Source organism: Kitasatospora sp. NPDC056783 (genome assembly GCF_042789895.1).
In the GTDB taxonomy this organism is placed as follows: Bacteria; Actinomycetota; Actinomycetes; order Streptomycetales; family Streptomycetaceae; genus Kitasatospora.
Map to the genome: position 1 here is coordinate 1 of NZ_JBHUAF010000579.1, position 3,517 is coordinate 3,517.

A 3,517-nucleotide genomic window follows, 5' to 3' on the forward strand; every position below is an offset into this window, starting at 1 on the left:
GGCCGCACCAGGGCGGCCGGGCCGGGGCTCGACGCTCACCGCACCGATCAGCCGTACAGCCAGATCGAGTTCACCCGGCCGCGCTCGGTGGTGTTCGGGTACGGGTTGGTGCAGGAGGTGCCGGGGCCGCCGCCCGACATCAGCTCGCTGCACGGGCCGGAGTAGTGGTCCGGCAGGCCGAGCACGTGCCCGGTCTCGTGCGCCACCACGCGCACCGAGCTGTACTGCTGGTTCTGCGCGTAGTCGAGGAAGACGTAGCCGCGCCCGTGGCCGTCGGTGCTGGCGTACGAGCCGCGGCTGTCGTTGCCCTCGTAGTAGCGGAAGTCGGCGGCCGAGCCGGACCGCAGCTGGACGTTGGCGACGGAGCTGTTCCAGATCTGCGCGGCCTGGGATATCTGGTTGCGGAACGACGGGGCGGAGCTGGCGTCGTAGGTGACGGTGACGGTCGCCAGGCCCGGGTTGGCGGCCTGCTTGGCCTTGGCGGAGGCCATCACGGCCTGGAAGAAGGCCTGGTTGTTCGCCGATTCCTCGGCCGAGCCGGCGTACGTCGTGGCGGTGTAGCCCTGGACGGCCGGGGCGGCCGGCGCCGCGGAGGCGGCGGCGGTGGGCAGCACGGCGAGGCCGGCCGCCATGGCGAGGCCGAGGGCGGCGGACAGCACGGATCGCTTCATGTGGGGGCTCCGGTTCCTGGGGTGCCGTGGCCGGTTGGGGGCCGGCCGGGGGAGGCACCCGGTCAACGGGTGGTTTCCCCAGAGCTTCGGGCAACCCGGTGCGTGCGCGGATGATGCCAACCAGCGATAGCACCGTCCAATACCCCCGCTATGGAGTCGATTTGAGGCGGCTTTCCCTTGTCTTGACTCAATCGCGCCCCTGGTTTTCCGTTCCGGACGGGGCTAGGCTCCCGTCCGGGGAAGTACCCGGAGCGGCGGGCCGATCGATTCCGGCCGAGCGGCCCGCCGCGCCGAACCCACTTGCCGGCGCTGTCAGTTCCTTGCCGCAAGACCGTTCGCCCAGAGGTAGTCGACCTGGCTGCGCTCGTTGCCGTCGGGGTAGGGATTGGTGCAGGACGGGCCGGGGCCGCCGCCCGACATCAGCTCGCTGCACGGGCCGGAGTAGTCGTCGGGCAGGCCGAGCACGTGCCCGGTCTCGTGCGCCACCACGCGCAGCGAGCTGTACTGCTGGTTCTGCGTGTAGTCGAGGAAGACGTAGCCGTGGCCGTGGCCGTCGGTGCTGGCGTAGGAGCCGCGGCTGTCGTTGCCCTCGTAGTACGAGAAGTCGCCGTTGCCGCCGGTCTGCTGGAGCTGCACGTTGCGTTCCGAGCTGTTCCAGATCTGCGCGGCCTGGGATATCTGGCCGGTGAAGGAGGGCGCGTTCGCGGTGTCGTAGGTCACGGTGACGTTCAGCAGCCACGGGTTCGCGGCCTGCCGGGCCTTGGCCGAGGCCATCACGGCCTGGAAGAAGGCCTGGTTGTCCGCCGACTCGGCGGCGGAGCCGGCGTACGTCGAGGGGGTGTACCCCTGGACGGCCGGGGCCGCGGAGGCGGCGGCGACGGGGATGGTCACGAGGCCGGCCGCGAGGGCCAGGCCCAGGGCGGTGGACAGCGCGGATCGCTTCATGTGGGGGCTCCGGTTTCGCGGTGCGCCGGCCCGCCGGAGCCGGTGGGGGTCCGGTTCGACGGCGGCGCACGGGTGGGGGACCGCCCCGGCGGTGACCGGCGGCGGGTTGCTGTCCACCGAGCTTCGACCCGCCCGGGGCCGTCACGGATGATGCCAACCCGCGATAGCACCGCCGCATGGCGGCCGGACCCACCGGCTCCGGGGCCGGCCCGCGCGTCGGCCGATCCGTCGGCCGATCCGTCGGCCGGCCCTTCGGCATGCCTTGATGCCTGTCATGTCCTTGGCGATGGGGCGTGACGGCGTCTATGCTCCCGACGTGGAGCTCGACGTGAGACACCTCCGGGTGCTGTGCGCGATCGCCGACACCGGCAGCCTCCGCAAGGCCGCGCTCCAGCTCGGCATGACCCAGCCCTCCCTCACCACCCAGCTGCACCGCATCGAACGAGCCATCGGCGGCACCCTCTTCACCCGCGAACAGACCGGCAGCCGGCCCACCGCGCTCGGCCACTCGGTGCTCTCCCGCGCCCGGCCGGTGATCACCGAGATGGCCGCCCTGGTGGCCGCCGCCCGCCAGGAGGCCAGGGACTCGGCCGGGCCCGGCCGACAGCGGCGGCTGCGCATCGGCAGCGTCGGCAGCCGGGCGGTCGCGGCCTGGCTGCGCCGGGTGCACGAGCGGCTGCCGGACACCGACACCACCATCCACGTGGACATCTCGGCCAGCGCGCTGCTGCGGATGGTCGCCGCCGACCAGCTGGACGTGGCCTTCGTGTACGAGAGCGAGGGCTTCCCGCTCCGGGTCCCGCCGGACGCCGCGCAGCGGGTGCTGATGGACCGCGAACCGCAGTTCGTCGCGCTCGCCGCCGGGCACCCGGCCGCGGCCCGGTCGGTCGTCCACCTGACCGACCTCGCCGAGGACACCTGGATGGTCGACCCGACCGCCGACCACGAGTACGCGGCGATGCGCCGGGTGTTCAACGAGGCCGGGCTCAACCCCCGGGTGGTGCAGGTGCGGGACAACGCGACCGCCGCCGAGCTGGTCGCCTCCGGCGAGGCCGTCCGCCCCTGCCAGCCCACCTCACTGCCCGGGCCCGGCACGGTGGTCCGCCCGGTGCACGGGGACCCGCTCGCCGTCCGGCTGCTGTTCACCTGGCGTCCGTGCGCGCTCAGCCCGCCCGCCCTCGACGCGCTGTACGGCGAACTGCGGGCCGCCTACCTGGATCTGGCCAAGGTCAGCCCGGCCTACCTGGCCTGGCTGGTGCGGCACGAGCCGGTGCTGCTGGGCCGGACCGGTTAGGCCTGCGGCCGGTCCCGCTCCGCCCGCCGCTCGGCCTGCCGGCTCTCCCGCCCGTGGACCAGCACGCCCACCGCCACCAGCAGCGCGCAGACCAGCCCCGCCGCGAGCACTCCGGCGCCGCCGAGCGCGGTGCAGGCCAGCACCAGGACGGCCCCGGCCGGTGCCATCGCCTGGGCCGCGATGCCCCGCTTGGTGTGCCGGGAGTGCAGGAACCAGACCGTGACCAGGTAGACGGCGGTGGGAACGGTGACCGTGGCGGTGGCCGCCGCCTCGGAGATCTCCGCCTGGTGCACGGCCGACTCCACCGCGACCTCCAGCCCGGTGCCGATCGCCGCCGCCGAGCCGAACACCAGGTAGTGCCCGTAGCCCCAGACCAGGGCCTGCCGGTTGGTGCGCAGGTGCTGGTGGACGGGCCGGGCGAAGTAGATCCACCAGGCCGAGAAGCAGATCAGCAGCCCGCCCGCCGCGACCGGCATCAGCCGGCCCAGCTCCTCGTGCTCGTCCACGGCCGACTGCACCGCGACGGTCGCCGCCGCCACCGTCTCGCCGAGCACGATCAGGGTGAACAGCCCGTACCGCTCGGCGATGTGGTGCGGGTGCCAGGAGG

The 3,517-nt window shown here is 73.5% G+C and carries 4 protein-coding genes; 1 reads left to right on the forward strand and 3 read right to left on the reverse strand.

Annotated features, from left to right (window positions below; all coding sequences use genetic code 11):
* Positions 1-47: 47 nt before the first annotated feature.
* On the reverse strand, positions 48-671 hold the full coding sequence (gene snpA, locus ACFRMQ_RS39340) for a snapalysin (RefSeq protein ID WP_380735701.1): 624 nt from the start codon (positions 669-671) through the stop codon (positions 48-50).
* A 312-nt stretch (positions 672-983) separates the two neighbouring features.
* A complete protein-coding gene (gene snpA / locus ACFRMQ_RS39345) occupies positions 984-1,616 on the reverse strand; it encodes a snapalysin (RefSeq protein WP_380735702.1) in 633 nt (210 codons plus the stop codon).
* A 286-nt stretch (positions 1,617-1,902) separates the two neighbouring features.
* Here snpA (ACFRMQ_RS39345) and ACFRMQ_RS39350 point away from each other — a divergent pair, with 286 nt between their 5' ends.
* The gene (locus ACFRMQ_RS39350) at positions 1,903-2,910 is read left to right on the forward strand and encodes a LysR family transcriptional regulator (protein WP_380735704.1); all 1,008 of its coding nucleotides are present in this window, start codon (positions 1,903-1,905) and stop codon (positions 2,908-2,910) included.
* Here the strand turns inward: ACFRMQ_RS39350 and ACFRMQ_RS39355 are convergent.
* Positions 2,907-3,517, reverse strand: a 611-nt coding sequence (locus ACFRMQ_RS39355; RefSeq protein WP_380735703.1) for a low temperature requirement protein A, incomplete at its 5' end; no start/stop codon positions are given. The two genes, ACFRMQ_RS39350 and ACFRMQ_RS39355, sit on opposite strands and share 4 nt — an antisense overlap.